At 71.3% G+C, this 15,077-nt stretch carries 15 protein-coding genes; 7 read left to right on the top strand and 8 right to left on the bottom strand.

Annotated features, from left to right (window positions below; translation table 11 throughout):
* Window positions 1-171 precede the first annotated feature (171 nt).
* Window positions 172-765 carry a HutD family protein gene (locus tag KF823_01420; protein ID MBX3724563.1) on the top strand — a complete coding sequence of 198 codons (594 nt, stop codon included), beginning with the start codon at window positions 172-174 and terminating at the stop codon, window positions 763-765.
* A gap of 89 nt (window positions 766-854) precedes the next feature.
* Window positions 855-1,724 (top strand): bile acid:sodium symporter family protein, encoded by an 870-nt coding sequence (locus KF823_01415; protein MBX3724562.1) that lies wholly within the window; start codon window positions 855-857, stop codon window positions 1,722-1,724.
* Here KF823_01415 and KF823_01410 read toward each other — a convergent pair.
* Window positions 1,646-2,155: a hypothetical protein gene (locus KF823_01410; GenBank protein ID MBX3724561.1), complete on the bottom strand. Its 510-nt coding sequence runs from the start codon at window positions 2,153-2,155 to the stop codon at window positions 1,646-1,648. The two genes, KF823_01415 and KF823_01410, sit on opposite strands and share 79 nt — an antisense overlap.
* 84 nt (window positions 2,156-2,239) lie before the next feature.
* Between KF823_01410 and KF823_01405 the strand changes: the two genes are divergently transcribed.
* Window positions 2,240-2,377, top strand: a complete 138-nt coding sequence (locus KF823_01405) for a hypothetical protein (GenBank protein ID MBX3724560.1) — start codon at window positions 2,240-2,242, stop codon at window positions 2,375-2,377.
* A gap of 420 nt (window positions 2,378-2,797) precedes the next feature.
* Here the strand turns inward: KF823_01405 and KF823_01400 are convergent, their stop codons facing one another.
* From KF823_01400 to KF823_01385, 4 genes are all read right to left on the bottom strand, one after another.
* Window positions 2,798-4,546, bottom strand: a complete 1,749-nt coding sequence (locus KF823_01400; protein MBX3724559.1) for a DUF885 family protein — start codon at window positions 4,544-4,546, stop codon at window positions 2,798-2,800.
* Window positions 4,547-4,732: 186 nt separating this feature from the next.
* Window positions 4,733-5,662 (bottom strand): GGDEF domain-containing protein, encoded by a 930-nt coding sequence (locus KF823_01395; GenBank protein MBX3724558.1) that lies wholly within the window; start codon window positions 5,660-5,662, stop codon window positions 4,733-4,735.
* Between the two features lie 391 nt (window positions 5,663-6,053).
* Window positions 6,054-6,725, bottom strand: coding sequence for an SDR family oxidoreductase (locus KF823_01390; GenBank protein MBX3724557.1), 672 nt, complete (start codon window positions 6,723-6,725; stop codon window positions 6,054-6,056).
* A 70-nt stretch (window positions 6,726-6,795) separates the two neighbouring features.
* Entirely contained in the window at window positions 6,796-7,035 is a 240-nt protein-coding gene (locus KF823_01385) for a hypothetical protein (GenBank protein ID MBX3724556.1), read from the bottom strand.
* Between the two features lie 377 nt (window positions 7,036-7,412).
* Here KF823_01385 and KF823_01380 point away from each other — a divergent pair, with 377 nt between their 5' ends.
* On the top strand, window positions 7,413-9,905 hold the full coding sequence (locus tag KF823_01380) for a cation-transporting P-type ATPase (GenBank protein MBX3724555.1): 2,493 nt from the start codon (window positions 7,413-7,415) through the stop codon (window positions 9,903-9,905).
* 8 nt (window positions 9,906-9,913) lie between these two features.
* On the opposite strand, the gene KF823_01375 is transcribed toward KF823_01380, so the two are convergent.
* Window positions 9,914-10,807 carry a dienelactone hydrolase family protein gene (locus KF823_01375; protein MBX3724554.1) on the bottom strand — a complete coding sequence of 298 codons (894 nt, stop codon included), beginning with the start codon at window positions 10,805-10,807 and terminating at the stop codon, window positions 9,914-9,916.
* Between the two features lie 153 nt (window positions 10,808-10,960).
* Here KF823_01375 and KF823_01370 point away from each other — a divergent pair, with 153 nt between their 5' ends.
* Entirely contained in the window at window positions 10,961-11,461 is a 501-nt protein-coding gene (locus KF823_01370; GenBank protein MBX3724553.1) for a TIGR00645 family protein, read from the top strand.
* 27 nt (window positions 11,462-11,488) lie between these two features.
* On the opposite strand, the gene KF823_01365 is transcribed toward KF823_01370, so the two are convergent.
* Together KF823_01365 and KF823_01360 are read right to left on the bottom strand one after the other, a co-directional pair.
* Window positions 11,489-11,995: a CIA30 family protein gene (locus KF823_01365; protein MBX3724552.1), complete on the bottom strand. Its 507-nt coding sequence runs from the start codon at window positions 11,993-11,995 to the stop codon at window positions 11,489-11,491.
* A 114-nt stretch (window positions 11,996-12,109) separates the two neighbouring features.
* Complete coding sequence (locus KF823_01360; protein MBX3724551.1) at window positions 12,110-12,691, bottom strand: hypothetical protein; 582 nt, start codon at window positions 12,689-12,691, stop codon at window positions 12,110-12,112.
* A 418-nt stretch (window positions 12,692-13,109) separates the two neighbouring features.
* Between KF823_01360 and KF823_01355 the strand changes: the two genes are divergently transcribed.
* Complete coding sequence (locus KF823_01355) at window positions 13,110-14,315, top strand: Nramp family divalent metal transporter (protein ID MBX3724550.1); 1,206 nt, start codon at window positions 13,110-13,112, stop codon at window positions 14,313-14,315.
* Complete coding sequence (gene pxpA, locus KF823_01350; GenBank protein ID MBX3724549.1) at window positions 14,312-15,070, top strand: 5-oxoprolinase subunit PxpA; 759 nt, start codon at window positions 14,312-14,314, stop codon at window positions 15,068-15,070. The genes KF823_01355 and pxpA overlap by 4 nt, the downstream gene beginning before the upstream one ends.
* Window positions 15,071-15,077: the final 7 nt, after the last annotated feature.

Raw genomic sequence — 15,077 nt, 5'->3', positions numbered from 1 at the left:
GCGCCAACCGGGTCGGGCAGCGCCACGCAGGCATCGTGATCAGCCGGCCTTGCCGGGCGTCGTCGCGGCACGCTGCCCGATAGGGGCGTCGCGCCGTGTACGTCCGATGCGAAGCCATCGGGCAGGCCAATTCGCTAAGGTGCGTTCGTGACGCGATCAAAGAACTCCGCCATGCGAGTCCTGCCCGCCAACGACTACAGGGTCGAGCCCTGGAGCAACGGTGGCGGATTCACGCGGGTCATCGCGGCCGGACGCCACCGTGCCTGCCGCAACGTCGATCCGGGGCGATGCCCTTGGGACTGGCGCCTGTCGCTGGCCGAGATCGCCCGGGCCGGTCCGTTTTCAGCGCTGCCGGGCGTGGCACGGCAGCTCATGCTGGTCGAAGGCGGACCACTGCTGCTGCGCGTCGATGGACGCGCCACGCGCCTGGACGGGATCGGCGACACCCTGCGTTTCACGGGTACGGACCGGGTCGAGGCGGACCCGGGCGATTCCCCGGTCCAGGTGTTGAACCTGATGTGGCGGGCGGCCTGCCTGGAAGGAAGGCTGGAGCCCATCGATCTGGCCCGCTGGACCCCGATTGCGCGTGAAACGGCTTCGCCGTCGAGGCTGATCTACCTGATCGACGCCTTGCCCGCCTGGTTCGACGCGCCTGTAGCGGCAGGCGACACGGTGCGGCTTCCGAACCGGTCGTCCCTGCCCGACCAGGCGCCCGCCGCACGTGGCATTCTTGCCACCCTGGACGCAACCACCCAGCCGGGCTGAGCCGTCCGTCGGCGTGCCTCGCACCGACGGCCGGCTGCCCCACGCGCTGGCGACGGCCAGGCGTCCCTCAGGCCATCCAAGGAGTCCGCATGCAGGCGACACTGGTAACCACCGTGCTGTTGCCGCTGGCGTTGGCCGTGATCATGTTCGGCCTCGGGCTGGGCCTGACGGCCGGCGACTTCGCCCGTATCGCGCGCTATCCGAAGGCCGTACTGGTCGGACTGGCACTGCAGACCGGCGTCCTGCCCTGGGCGGCATTCGGGATCGCGCTGGCGTTGCGCCTGCCGCCCGAGCTGGCGGTCGGCCTGATGCTCCTGGCGGCGTCGCCGGGCGGCGCCACCGCCAACATCTACAGCCACCTGGCGCGTGGCGACGTCGCCCTGAACATCACGCTGACCGCCGTCAACTCCCTGCTGTGCCTGATCACCTTGCCGGTGATTCTCAACCTGGCGCTCACCTGGTTCATGGGCGCGGGTCAGTTCGTTCCCCCGCCCTTCGCCAAGATCGTCGAGGTCGCTGTGATCATCGTCGTCCCGGTCAGTCTCGGCATGGTGCTGCGCGCCGCGCTGCCGGGCTTCGCGGTACGGGCGGAAGGTCCGGTGCGCGTGCTTTCGGTGGCTGTCCTGGTCCTGCTGGTGGTCGCCGCGGTGGCACAGGCCTGGAGCACCCTGCTCGCCTACCTGGGTGCGGTCGGCCTTGCCTGCCTGGCGTTCAACCTGGCCAGCATGGGAACCGGCTACGCGGCGCCGCTGGCGCTGCGCCTGCCACGCCGGCAGGCGATCGCCATCGCCATGGAGATCGGCATCCACAACGGCACGCTGGCCATCTACATTGCGTTGAACGTCCTGGGCAGCGCTGCCATGGCGATCCCCGCGGCCATCTACAGCCTGATAATGTTCGTGACGGCGGCACTGTTCGCCCTCTGGCTGGTGCGCGGCGGGAGTGATCCGGCGCCCTGAGCGGCACCCCGCGCTCCAGCGGCACTCGCCGACTCCGAAAGACGCGCCAGCATCCGGGCGAGCGCGGGGGTGCCCAGGGCCTGATCGCGAACCAGACAGCCGCCCAGGCGCCTGGGCGCGTCCTCGCCATCGCGAGCCAGCCAGCCGGACCAGACCAGGGCGCGTTGGCCCGGGGTGGTTGCCAGGGCCAGGAAGGCCGGGTGCCAGGTCAGCAGCGGGTCGAGCCGGGCGCCGAGGCTGGCACGGGCACTGGACCACCGGTAGTGCGCGGGCGCGTGGACGATGCCGTCCGACAGAGGCAGGTTTTCAATGAACCGGTGGACGACCAGCAGGTGGCGCACGGAGTCCACCCGGCAGGCGCGCAGCACGTCCAGCCAGGCCGGTGGCGGCCGGCCGTGGCGCCGCCGCCAGGCCAGCCGGTGAACTGCCATGAGCCGGCGCCAGAGTCGTACCGGCGCGGTGGCGTCGCATGCCGACGCAAGCAGATGGAGGCGATCGTCGAGCAGGACATAGGCATGAACAGCCACCTTCAGCCGGGCAGCCAGACCGGACGCCACGGCAAGCAGGCACCTGCGGTCGAAATCGTCGAGGAAGGCGGGCTCGCGACGACAGCCCCGCGTGCTGAGGTGGAACACCGCGAAATCGGCTGGTGATGCGCGAAGATCCATGACTGCCCCGCCTGTCCTGGCCCCATGCCGGACAGCGTGCCCGTCAGCGCCCGGGCAGGCATCCGAACAGCGCGCGGCCTGGCGTCGGATTCTTCCGAGGCATCGCCCGGAAGGGCGCTCATCGACGCAAGGGCGGCGCGTCGACGGCTCGGTGCCGCCCGGCGCCTCCGGACGCAGGACATCTCCCGGGCGTGCCGTCTCCGGCATGCCAACCTGGATGTCTGGCAAGGCCGCTCCTGCGGCTTCCCACCTTCACGCCGTGGCGCAGTCTTCTCCCTGTGGCGGGCTCGACGCAGGGCCGACTTCGCCTTCAGTGTCCAATGATCCGCGGCTCGCGCCACGGCGCGGGATCGATGGTCTCGCCATGCGTCCTGTTCGGGCTGCTCTTCGGGTTCTCCGCTAAGCTCAGCCGCCGGAGTGGAGGTCCGCCGCTGAGGGCTGGGTGGAGGCGCCCGCTGCGCCCTCCCTGTTGGCGAGCAGGTCGGCGAGCGGCGGCCGCCGCCAGAGCCCGCGCACCTCGTCGTCCAGGCCGGTCAGTTCGTAGCGGAACAGGGCAATGGGAATGCCACCTGCCGCCATGAACGCATCATGGAAATCCCCGAGCACGAAGTCGTCGCCGAGCTGCCGGGCACGCTCGCCGAGCACCTTCTGCATCTGGAAGGCGCCCACGGTGTAGCCCAACCCGTAGCCCGGGGGGCGGCGCAGGTAGATTTCCGCATCGACACGGGCGACATCATCGTCGAGGTTGGGCGTCAGCGACCGCCACCACGCAGCCACCTGTCGGCTGTCGGTCTCGTTGAGCTGAAGGCGGACATCGCCAACCGTGCGCGCCGCCCGGAAGATCGCGAAGTCCCAGATCAGCTCGCGCGTGCGCGGCCGCCCGGTGCGCTCGTAGAAGCCCAGTTGCAGGCCGGCCTCCTCCAGGTAGAGGGCCCAACCCTCGGCGCGGCCGCCGTCGCGCAGGTGCCGGCGCACCGGATGGCGGTTTCCGGCCAGCACCAGGGCATCGAAGCGGTGGCCGGGGATCACCGCATGCCAGTGGTCCGGCGAGGGGTCGCGGTACTGCACATATTCCCAGAAATTCGGCCCGCCCGGCCGTTCGATCCAGGGGACGTTGAAGCCGACCTGCCGGAAGTCGCCCGGCACGACGGCCGGAATGCTGAGGATCGCCTGTTCGTGCAGGAACGCGCGGATGTCGGCGTCCACTGCGGCGACCCGCGCCTCGTAGTCGTCGCGGCCCGAGGCAGGCAGCAACTCGGGCAGGTCGCGGTTGCGATGCCGCTCGAGGGTGCGCGCTGCCCAGACCCGGTCAAGCTCGCGCTGCCCCATCCGCTCGATCTCGCGCGCGCTGTAGGGCATGTACTTGACATGGCGCAGGTACCAGTCGAACAGGGTTTCGCCGAATCCGGCGCGTGCCGTCATCGCCGTCGATTGCCCGGCAAGCCAGTCGCGAAAGCCTGCGACGGCATCGCGCGCCGCCTCTACCTGGGGTGCCAGGTCCGGCTGGTGCCGGCGCGCCCGGCCGAGCAGGTCCTCGTACCAGCCCAGGATGCCCACCGGCGGCACCGCGCGGAAGGGATGGCCATGGCCGACGCCATCGGCGTTTTCGATGTTGAACAACGCCAGCGTCGCGAAATCGGCTGGAACCAGCGCCGGCTCGAGGTTGCGCGTCGCGGCGGCCAGCAGGAGTGGCACCCGATCCAGCGTGCCGGCCAGAACCTCACGTTGCCCTTCGGGCGCTGGGAGCGCCGTGAAGGTCGGCCGCAGCACCTGGTCCAGGTAGAAGCCCGGATCGCGCGCCCAGGGTTGCTGGACATGGAGCAGGAAGTCGTGCTCGTCGAGCTGCGCACGCAGAGCCAGCCAGTCCACCTGCCGTGCCCGCGGCCAGTCCGCCACGTCGATCCCGGCATGGCGCGCCTGCAATGCCTTCAGTCTGGCGCGCCGAGCGGCAACGGCGGCGGCGCCGTGGTCGACCAGGCCATCAGGCCCCGCCTCGGGACGACGCAGCACGGCAAGCGCCTCGGCGAGGTCGACCAGCGTGCTGTAGCCGACCGCCTCCTCGCCTGTCCCTGGCGGAGCCTCGCCATTCACAGGCGCAGCGGCGGTCAGCAGCAGTGCCAGCAGGAGACGCACGGTCATCGACAGGATCGGCATGGCGCAGGACTCCGGGAGTTGCGGCGATCCTGCGGCGCCCCGGCAGCGGGGGTCAAGCGCGATGCTCCGACGCTGCGGGCTCCTCCACGACAGGCACGACCTGTCGAAGCCGGGAAAGAAGCCGGTCCCCGCGCAACCGGGCCACCCACCAGCGCCTTCCCAGCCGCATCGTGTCGAACGTGGCGCTCAGGCCGTCCTGAGGCGCTTGCTGTCGTACATTGCCGCGTCGGCGTGGCGCCGGAGATCCTGCGCAGTCCGGCCATCCTGTGGGTAGACGGCGATTCCCACGCTCGCGCCGATGCGCAGCGGCTGCCCCTGCCAGGGCAGTGGCCAGGCCAGCGCCTCCTCGATCCGCTGCGCAACTTCGCCAGCCTCATCCCGTCCAGTGGGCGGCACCAGCAGCACCAGGAACTCGTCACCTCCGACCCGGGCGGCGGTGTCGCCGGGCCGGAGCAACGCCGTCAGGCGACGCGCGACCTCGCAGAGCACGGCGTCGCCGGCCTCGTGGCCGTGACGGTCGTTGACCGCCTTGAAGCGGTCGAGATCGATGAACAGCAAGGCGACTTCCAGACGGCTCCGCGTTGCGCCTTGCAACGCCATCTCGATGCGATCGCGGGCCAGCCTGAGCGTGGGCAGGCCGGTCAGTGCGTCGAGCGTCGCCAGGTGCTGGATTTCCCGGCGCTGGTCGTCGATCTCCGTGAGCAATGCCTTGACGGCCGTCTGATAGCTCCCCAGGCCGATCAGCATGACCATGAGCACCAGTCCGAACCCGACTGCGAGATTCAACCAGGCGCCGCCGCTGAGCACATAGTCGGAGGCATCGACCGGCATCTGCAGCCAACCCTGGGTGAACCCCGCACCGGCAAGAAGAATCGCAAGCAAGGCAGCCACCGATGTAGCGATGCCAGCCCGAAGGGACCAGACCGTTCCGGCCACCATGGCGGCAAAAGCGAGGAACCACAGAGAGGCGGCCAGCATCCCGAAATTGAGGAGTCCCCCCAACCCTGAGAGCCAGAACAGCAGGACCAGCAGCAGACCCTTGGTGCCCGGGCCGATCCGGTTCAGGTACAGGTTCACCAGGAGGGAAACCGACAACATCACGGTATGCAGGACCATGGTCGGCTGCAGTCCGATCTCCGGGACACGGATCAGGGAGACAGGGACACCGACCAGTCCGAGCAGCAAGGCGCCCCGCCACATGTGGTCGACGAAGCGCTCCCGGATCAGCCGGTACCTGACCTGCGTCTGGAGCTCGTCCTGATCGTGTATCCAGCCCACACCAAGCCCTCCCCTGTCGACACGCCGGGTAAGGCCCGCCCATCGGGACCTTCCGTGAACCTCGGACCGCTCCCTGGCGGACGTGCGCCTGGACACCCGAGCCGCCCGGGCCGCCTCCAGGACTGACCCGGTGGCTGCTGAGCAGGATCATGACAAGGTTGGCCCGTCCGGACCACTGTCCGTTGGCCTGCGCCTGCATCGTCACCAACGGCGGCACGCCGCCAGCCGTCTACCAGGGCAGGGGCGATCCATTGGCATGCCAGAAGCTCCCAGACTGCTCCAGGCCAAGGCTGTCCAGCCGCGCCACCAGGTTGGCGGCGGCCTGGGCGGGCTGGATGTCGCCCGTGCCACCGACCATGTCCGTGGCGACATGCCCCGGATGCAGAAGGAACACGGCGATACCGCGCGCCTTCAGGTCCACCGCCAGCGAGCGGCCGATCGCGTTGACTGCCGCCTTCGATGCCCTGTACCCGTAATAGCCGCCGGAGCCGTTGTCGGCGATCGAGCCCATGCGGCTGGTGATGATGCCGATGCGCGCGCCCGGGCCGAGATTGCCGGCCAGCGCCTGGGTCACGCGCAGCGGGGCCAGGGCGTTGACTTCGAACTGCCGGCGCATGGCGTCGAAGCCGGCCTCGTCCACGCCGTCACGCGGCTCGCGCTCCAGGATTCCAGCGTTGAGGATCAGCACGTCGATCGCCTGCCCCGCAAGGCGGCCGGCCAGCGCAGCGACCGCCGCGCCGTCGGTGACGTCGACCCCCGCTTCGACACGGGCACCGCTTGCGGCCAGCGCCGCGCTGCCGGTCCGGCACACGCCGATGACCTGGTCGCCGCGCTCGCGGTAGTGGCGGACCAGTGCCAGGCCGATACCGCGGTTGGCGCCGGTGATGAGGATCGTGGACATGCCGGTCTCCGGATGCTGGGGGGCGCCGTCATGCTAACCAACCCCGCGAGACCGCATAGTCCGGCGGTGCTCAGCCCGAACAGCCACCGCAGCACACCGAGGGCGCAAGCACGAGTTGCCCCAGCGCATCCGGCAGCCCGGCCTGGGCCAGGCGAGCTCGCACGGTGTCGGCGTCCAGCGTCGTGGCGATGCGCAGCAGCCGACCGCCAGCGGACAGGTCGGCCAGGGCCGCCGGGTCCAGTGCGGCCAGGGCCTGACGCACCTGTTCGGGTTCGATCTCCCAGCGGTCCAGGACGATGCGGTATTCCATGGGCGGAGGTTTCCATCGAGGCGGCCCGAACGGGCCGTTCCCGGCACTGTCCTTCAAGCGGGCGCGGCGGGCACTGACCCAGGTCAGTCCGTGGCCGGACCTGTCCGGAGGGCTCATGGGAAGGCGTGGCGAGGCCACCGGGACTTCGATGCGGTGCGGGCGGCGGACCGTTGAACGGCGATGCCGTGGCCGACAGTCCGTCGATCCGGCCAGGAGGACCCGTGCCACGGCGCGAAGTTCGGCGCCCGCCGTAGCGGCCCATTGAAACATCCGGGCTAGACTGCCGGCATGCTGCGACGCACCCGTCCGCTCCCATCCTGTTCCGGGCCGATCGCCGTCGCTGGTGCCCACACCAGGGTCGGCCGGGGATGCCGCTGGTGACTGCGCGAAGCATCCCCGAGGCCGTGCTTGTCGGGCTGGCTGGCGAGACCGGTCTTGGCAGCGCGGATGCGGAGTCGCGCCTCCGGCGCCACGGTGCCAACGACATCGTCGCCGACGTACCGCACCGCACCTGGCAGGCCCTGCGCGATGCTGCCCGCGACCCCATGCCCTGGTTCCTGCTGGTCACCAGCGGCTTGTTCTGGATCATCGGCGACCGCCTGGAGGCGGCCATCCTGCTGCTGGCGATCGTGCCGCTGCTCGGTATGGATGCCTGGCTGCACCGGCGCACCCTGGCGTCGACCCAGGGCCTGGCCAGCCGCCTCGCCGCGCATGCCACGGTCCTGCGCGACGGTCGATGGCAGCAGCTGCCGGCGCGCGCCCTGGTTCCCGGCGACCTGGTCGAGCTGACCGATGGCGCCTGGTGCCCGGCCGATGGCCTGGTGATGTCCGGCGCGGACCTCCAGGTCGACGAATCCTCGCTGACCGGCGAGTCGCTGCCGGTCCGCAAGCGGCCCCTGCCCCTGCCGGCTGGCGACCGCGCAGCGACTGAGCACTGGTTGCTGGCCGGAACGCGCCTGCTCTCGGGTACGGCACGAATGCGCGTGGCCTGCACCGGCACGGCCACCCGCTATGGCGAGATCGTTGAACTGGCGCGCACCGGTCCGAAGTCGCGCACGCCGCTGCAGCGCTCAGTGACACGGCTGGTGGCAATGATGGTGCTCGCGGCCACCGTCCTGTGCCTGGCGCTCGCTGCGGTTCGCCTGGCCCAAGGCCACGGTCCCGTGGACGCCCTGCTGAGCGCGCTCACCCTCGCGATCGCCGCGCTGCCCGAGGAATTCCCGGTCGTGCTTTCAGTGTTCCTGGGCGTCGGCGTGTTCCGGCTGGCGCGCCGCCAGGCGCTGGTGCGCCGGGCCGTGGCGGTGGAGGCGATCGGCCGGGTCGACGTGCTGTGCAGCGACAAGACTGGCACCCTCACCGAAGGCCAGCTTCGCCTGGTCGGCAGCCATCCGGCCGACGGTGCCGACCCGGCCGGCCTGCTCGCCCTGGTCGCCGCCTCGATCCGCGCCGACAGCATCGATGCCCTGGACCGCGCTGTGCTGGCGGCGACCGCCGGGCGCGCTGGCGAGCGGCTCGGCGGCGTGCCGTTCACCGAGGCGCGCCGCCGGGAATTCGCCCTGTTGCGCCTGCCCGACGGCGGACTGGCCGGCGTCCTGAAGGGCGCGCCGGAACAGGTGTTCGCGCATTGCACGCTGGACCCTGCGACGCAGGCACGCTGGCTGGCGCGGGTCGCCGACCTCGCCAGCCAGGGCCAGAAGGTGATCGCCTGCGCGCAGCGCCCGCTACCGCCGGGCAGCGAACCGACCGAAGAGCCGACGCATGGCTTCCTGCCCGCCGGCCTGCTCGCCTTCGCCGATCCGCTGCGCGCTGACGCCCGGGACGCGGTCCAGGCCTGCCAGACGCAAGGCATCCGCGTGGTGATGGTCACCGGCGACCATCCGGACACGGCGCGCGCCATCGCCCTTGCGCTGGGCCTGGGCGGCGGCGATCCGGCGATCCGCGTGCCGGGCGATGGGGCCGGGGCGGCCGATGACCTGGCTGCCGTCGACGTGGTCGCCCGTGCCACGCCGCGCGACAAGCTGGATCTGGTGCGCGCGCTGCAGGCACGCGGTCACACCGTCGCGGTCACCGGCGACGGCGTCAACGACGTCCCCGCCCTGGAGGCTGCCGACATCGGCATCGCGATGGGCGAGCGCGGCACCCGGCCGGCCCGCGAGGTCGCTGCCATCGTATTGCTCGACGATGCACTGGCCACCCTGGCCGGTGCGGTCGCCGAGGGCCGGCAACTGTTCCGCAACCTGCAGCTCGCCTTCGTCTATCTGCTGCTTGTGCACATGCCGTTCGTGGCCAGCGCCGCGCTGTTGCCCCTGCTCGGCCAGCCGCTGCTGTTTCTGCCCATCCACGTCGTCTGGCTGGAGCTGGTCATCCACCCGACCGCCCTGCTGGCCTTCCAGCAGGCCGCCGACCTCCGCCACCGCGCGCCGCCGCGCGGGCGCCATGCGCTGTTCCCCACGGGCACCGTGCCGCGACTTCTGCTGGCGGGCACGGTGGCGACCGCGGCGGTCGCGGTCGCCTACCAGGCCGGCCTGGCAGCGGGCGCCGAAGTGCCGGCGGCGCGCAGCCTGGCCCTGGCGGTGCTGCTGCTGATGATGGCCGGGTATCTGACCGCGCTCACCCGGCTGCGCACCCGGGTGGCGCGCGGCCTGGCGCTGGCGACCCTCGCGAGCATCGTCCTGCTGCAGGTGCCGGCGGCCAGCGCGGTGCTGATGACGCGGCCACTATCGCCCGGGCAGTGGCTGCTGATCCTGCCCCTGGCCGGTGTCGGCCTGCTGGCAGCGCTCCCGCTGCTGCACGGACTCGCCGTCGCGCGCAGATTGGCGCCGACGCCGCGCACCGCGCGACCCGGCTATGGCCGCGAGGACGCCTGCTGATAGGCCGGTCAGCGCAGCGTTCGGTCGAACAGGGCCAGGGTACGCGACCAGGCCTCGCGGGCCGGGCCCTCGGAGTAGCGGGGTGTGGTGTCGTTGTGGAAGCCGTGCAGGGTGTCGTCGGGCTGGAACAGCGACCAGGCGACATCGGCGGCATCCAGGGCCTCGCGGTAGGCCGGCCAGGCGTCGTTGACACGGGGGTCGTCGCTGGCCAGCACCACCAGCAGTTCGGCACGGATCGCCGGCACGTCGTCGAGCGGCGCGGGGCCGCCGTAGAAGGGCACGACGGCGCGCAGCGACGGCACCCGCGTGGCCAGGAAGTTGACCATGGCGCCGCCCCAGCAGAAGCCGACCGCGCCCATCCGCCCGTTGCCGCCCTCGACAGCCGCGAGGTGGTCGATGGCAGCGAGGAAGTCGTGCCGGGTCCGCTCCTGGTCCAGCGTCGCGAACAGCGCACGAGCCTGGTCCTCGTCGCCCGGATAGCCGCCGAGCGGGAACAGCGCATCCGGCGCGAAGGCGATGTGGCCGGCCAGGGCCAGGCGCCGTGCGACATCCTCGATGTGCGGATTGAGGCCCCGGTTCTCGTGGGCCACCAGCACCAGTGGCAGCGGAGCCTCGGCGGCCACCGGCCGAACCAGGTAGCCGCGCCCGCTGCCGTTGCCACGGGGAGCGTCGAAACCCACGTAGCCGGCCTCGATCCGGGGATCGTCCTCGGCCACCTGCCGGGCCTGGACGAAGCGCGGCATCAGCGCGGCCGCGACGCCGGCCGCCGCGGCGCTGCCGACCAGTTGCCCGAGCCGGCGCAGGAAGCCGCGGCGGTCCAGCTCGCCATGCACGTAGGCGTCGAACGCGATCAGCACCTGGGGGTCGAAATCGCGCGCACGGGTCCGATCTGGGAGCGTCATTGGCGGGGCCGTCCGGGAAGGAGGGTCCCAGCCTGCACCGGGCGGCGTGAAGGATCAATCGCCGGTGTCGACCCGGGGCTTCCGGCCCTGCCCATGGTTGGACCTTGCGCCTGGAATGGCGCCCCCTCAGTCCGCCCCGAACTGCCGGCCAAAATGATCGAACGCCTGGTCGAACGCACCCTGTATGCCGCCCGCTGGATCCTGGCGCCGATCTACCTGGGCCTGAGCCTGGCGGTGCTGGCGCTCGGCCTTAAGTTCTTCCAGGAGGTGTTCCATGTCCTGCCCCGGGTGTTCGAGATGGCCGAGGCCGACCTGGTGCTGGTGGTGCTCTCGCTGATCGACCTGGCCCTGGTCGGCGGCCTGCTGGTGATGGTCATGCTGTCCAGCTACGAGAGCTTCGTGTCGCGCCTGGACACCGCCGCCGGCGACGGCCAGAAGCTGGGCTGGCTGGGCAAGATGGACTACACCAACCTCAAGAACAAGGTCGCCTCCTCGATCGTGGCGATCTCCTCGATCCACCTGCTGAAGGTGTTCATGAACGTGCCGGGCACCGAAAGCGACAAGCTGATGTGGTACGTGGTCATCCACCTGACCTTCGTCGTCTCGGCGGTGGGCATGGGCCTGCTCGACAAGGTCACCCGGCAGGCCACCTGAGCCTTCGCCTGCGGCCGGTGCACGCCGTCAACGTGCCTGGATGCCGGCCACCTCCAGCGAGAAAGGACCGGCGCGGCGATCGGCGATCAGCAGGCCAAGGTCGAGCACCCGACTGCGCTCCAGACGCGGCGCCGGCACCTTCTCTCCCCGGCACATCGGCACCAGCGCATCCAGCTCGACCTCGACCTGTTGCCATGGCCCGGCATGGGCGACGAACCGGCAGCCATGACCGACGCGCCGGCCCTGCCAGAGCGCGCCGTCGTGAAGGCGCAACTGGTATTCGCGTCCGTCTCCCCGCACGGTCAGCAGCAGCGCGGTGCGGCCGGCCAGGTTCCAGGTCCGGCCCACGGTGCGCACCGACGAGAAGCCGCCGCCCCCCGCCAAGGACAGCTCGCCGGTGAAGCGCATCACGCCCGACTCGAACAGTACCTGTCCATGCGAACGTCCGCCCATGACGGGGTCGTCCACCGCCTGCCAGGGCGGATCGCCCGGTCCCCGGGCGGGATCGATCAGGGTCAGTGGCTGTTCGGCCATGCCCCGAGACTGCACCACCTCTGCGCGCCCTGGCAAGACGCGCTGGGACGGGAATGCCGGGCGGCGATGCGCCCGGGTCGCTCCGCACCCCCGACCTGCGCCGTCGTGGCCCGGTCACCTGATGTCGGGGCGTCGTCGGCCGCTGCGGAAGTCCTCGAACACCTGGACCATCCGGTCGGCCTCGAGCACCCCGATGTACCGCCAGAGCGTGCGGCCATCCGGCCCCAGCAGCAGATGCTGCGGTACCGTCCGCGTGCTTTCCTCCTCCACCGCCACCCGGTCGGCAGGCACGCCGAGCGCGACGCTCCAGGCGAGCGCATCGCCCGGCGTCGCTGCCTCGAAGACCTGTGCACCGCCGGTCAGCACCACGGCGACGGACGCAGCCTCGGGAAACGCGCGGAAGGCCTGCGCCGCCCAGGCCTGCTGTTGCCGGCTCGCGCTGCACCAGTCGGCCACGTAGAGCACCCACAGGTGGCGACCCTCGTGGCCCTGGCAGGCGCCAAGGCGGGTCCCCGCGGGCGTCGCCCCCCAGGGCGCGTGCACGCCCGGCGCCCGGCAGGCGCCCGCGCGGTCCCAATCGCTGTACCACTCGCCTTCGCGCGCCGTCCGGCAAGAGGACAGTGCAAGCGCAAGCACCAGCCAACCGATCAGGTGGGACGCACGCAATACACGGCAGGTGGGCGCTGGCCGTTTCACCTGGATGCCGGACTCCGGTTCCGATCGCACACCATTCGCAGCTTCCACCCGTTCATCAGCAACGAACCCGGATCGCCGGGCGTCAGGCAAGCCCGCTCGATCCCCGACGCCGGGCGGGACATGAGGTAGGAAGGTACCGCGGCTTCGACTTCGCTGTCGCGACGGCGGGCAGTTCCGCATGGGGGCAAGGATCCTCCGGAATGCATGCGGCAGGTCCGACGAGACCCATCCACAGCCTTGTGAAACGCAAAGGTCCCGCCCGCCATCTCCGCTCGCCCAGCCGGCACACTTGCCGACGCGATCCCGGCGAGACGACCGCTCGCCTTGTCGCTTCGCCGGGCTGCCATTCATGGCCGCTGCCCGCAGGACGCGTATCGACGGCCTGCTAGGCTTGCGCCTCTCCTCGCCCCGACTCCCCATGGCCAAGCTGTCCATCGGTCCCGGTGCCCTGGTCGCTGCCGCCTTCATCGGACCCGGCACGGTCACCGCCTGCACCGTGGCGGGCGCCGACTTCGGCATGGCCCTGGTGTGGGCCCTGGTGTTCGCCACCGTGGCGACCGTGGTGTTGCAGGAGATGTCGGCGCGGCTGGGTGTCGGGGCCCGGCTGGGCCTGGGCGAGGCCCTGATGGCCGGCGCCGGCGCCCGCCCGCTGCGCTGGGCTGTTGCGCTGCTGGTGCTGGTCGCACTGGGCATCGGCAACAGCGCCTACCAGGCCGGCAACCTGACCGGCGCGTCCCTGGGTGTCGAGGCCCTGGTCGGGCCTGTCGATCGCAGGCTCGTGGTGGCCGTGCTGGCCCTGTTGGCGGCTCTTGCGCTGATGAGCGCCAGCTACCGCCGTATCGAGCGTGTGCTGCTGGTCCTGGTCGCGGTCATGGCCCTGGCCTTCGCGGGCAGCGCGGTGCTGGTCCGGCCCGATCTGTCTGCGCTGTTCGCCGGCCTGGTGCCGAAGGTGCCGGCCGGAGGGCTGCTCACTGCGGTCGCCCTGATCGGTACCACGATCGTGCCCTACAACCTGTTCCTGCATGCCGCGGCAGCGCGCGAGCGCTGGTCCGCGAGCGATGGCGACGCCCTGGCCGCAGCGCGGATCGACACCGGCGCCAGCGTCGGACTGGGCGGCCTGGTCTCGATCCTCATCCTGGCCACCGCCGCCGCGACCGTGTTCGGCACCGGCGCGACCGTGACCAGCGGTGCCGACCTGGCGCGTTCGATCGAACCGGTGTTCGGGACGGCGGCGCGCTGGCTGGTCGGGGCCGGCCTGTTCGCGGCCGGCCTGACCAGCGCCATCACCGCGCCATTGGCGGCGGCCTACGCAGTCGCCGAGGTCGCCGGCCGACCGCCACGCGGCGCCCTGTTCAGGGGCGTGGCGCTGGCCGTCCTGCTGGTCGGCACGGCGGTCGCCCTGCTCGGTCTTTCCCCGGTCCGCCTGATCCTGCTCGCCCAGGTGGCCAACGGTATCCTCTTGCCAGTGGTCGCCGGCTTCCTCCTGTACACCATGAACCGTGCCGACCTGCTGGGTCGGCACCGCAACGGCCCGGCCAGCAACCTGCTCGGCGCCGCGGTGCTGCTGGTGACCATCGGCCTGGGTCTGCGCCTGGTGCTGCGGGCATTGGGCCTTTGGCCATGAACGGATCGATCTGTCTGAACGCCGATCTCGGCGAACTGCCCGGCCGCGCCGGTCGCGACCTCGATGCTGCGCTGCTGGCCCTGGTCAGTCGCTGCAACATCGCCTGCGGCGGCCATGCCGGCGACCCGGAGTCGATGGCGGCGACGGTAGACGCGGCCGCCCGACGGGATGTCGGCATCGGCGCCCACCCTTCCTATCCGGATCGCGCCGGGTTCGGACGGCAAAGCATGGCGATCTCCCGTTCCGCCCTGGCCGATTCACTCAGCGCCCAGGTCACCGCACTGGTCTCGATAGCGACCGCCCAGGGCAGCCGGGTCCGCCATCTCAAGCCGCATGGCGCCCTCTACAACGATGCCGCCGCTGATCCCGCCCTGGCGATGCTCGTTGCTCGGCTCGCCATCGATGCCCGGATCGGCGAATTGCTGGGACCGCCGCGCTCCGCCCTGGCAGAGGCGGCAGCACACACGGGTTTGCGCTTTGTCGCCGAGGGCTTTGCCGATCGCGCCTATCAGGCCGATGGCGGTCTGGCGCCACGCAACCTCCCGGGCGCGGTTCTCGGCCGACCGGCGGCGCTGATCGCCCAGGCGCTGCAGATCGTGCGCACGCACACGGTCACCGCCCGCACCGGCGAACTGCTCGAGCTGCACGTGCAGACCCTGTGCCTGCACGGCGACACGCCCGCAGCGCTGAGCCTGGCCCGCGCGCTGCGCGATGCACTGGACCAAGCCGGCATCGCCGTCCGGGCCGGGGAATGAGGTCTTC

The sequence above is a fragment of the Lysobacterales bacterium genome, from assembly GCA_019634735.1.
Taxonomy (GTDB): domain Bacteria; phylum Pseudomonadota; class Gammaproteobacteria; order Xanthomonadales; family UBA2363; genus Pseudofulvimonas.
Note: the sequence above shows the minus strand (reverse complement) of the source record. Positions and strands in the feature narration are given on the sequence as shown.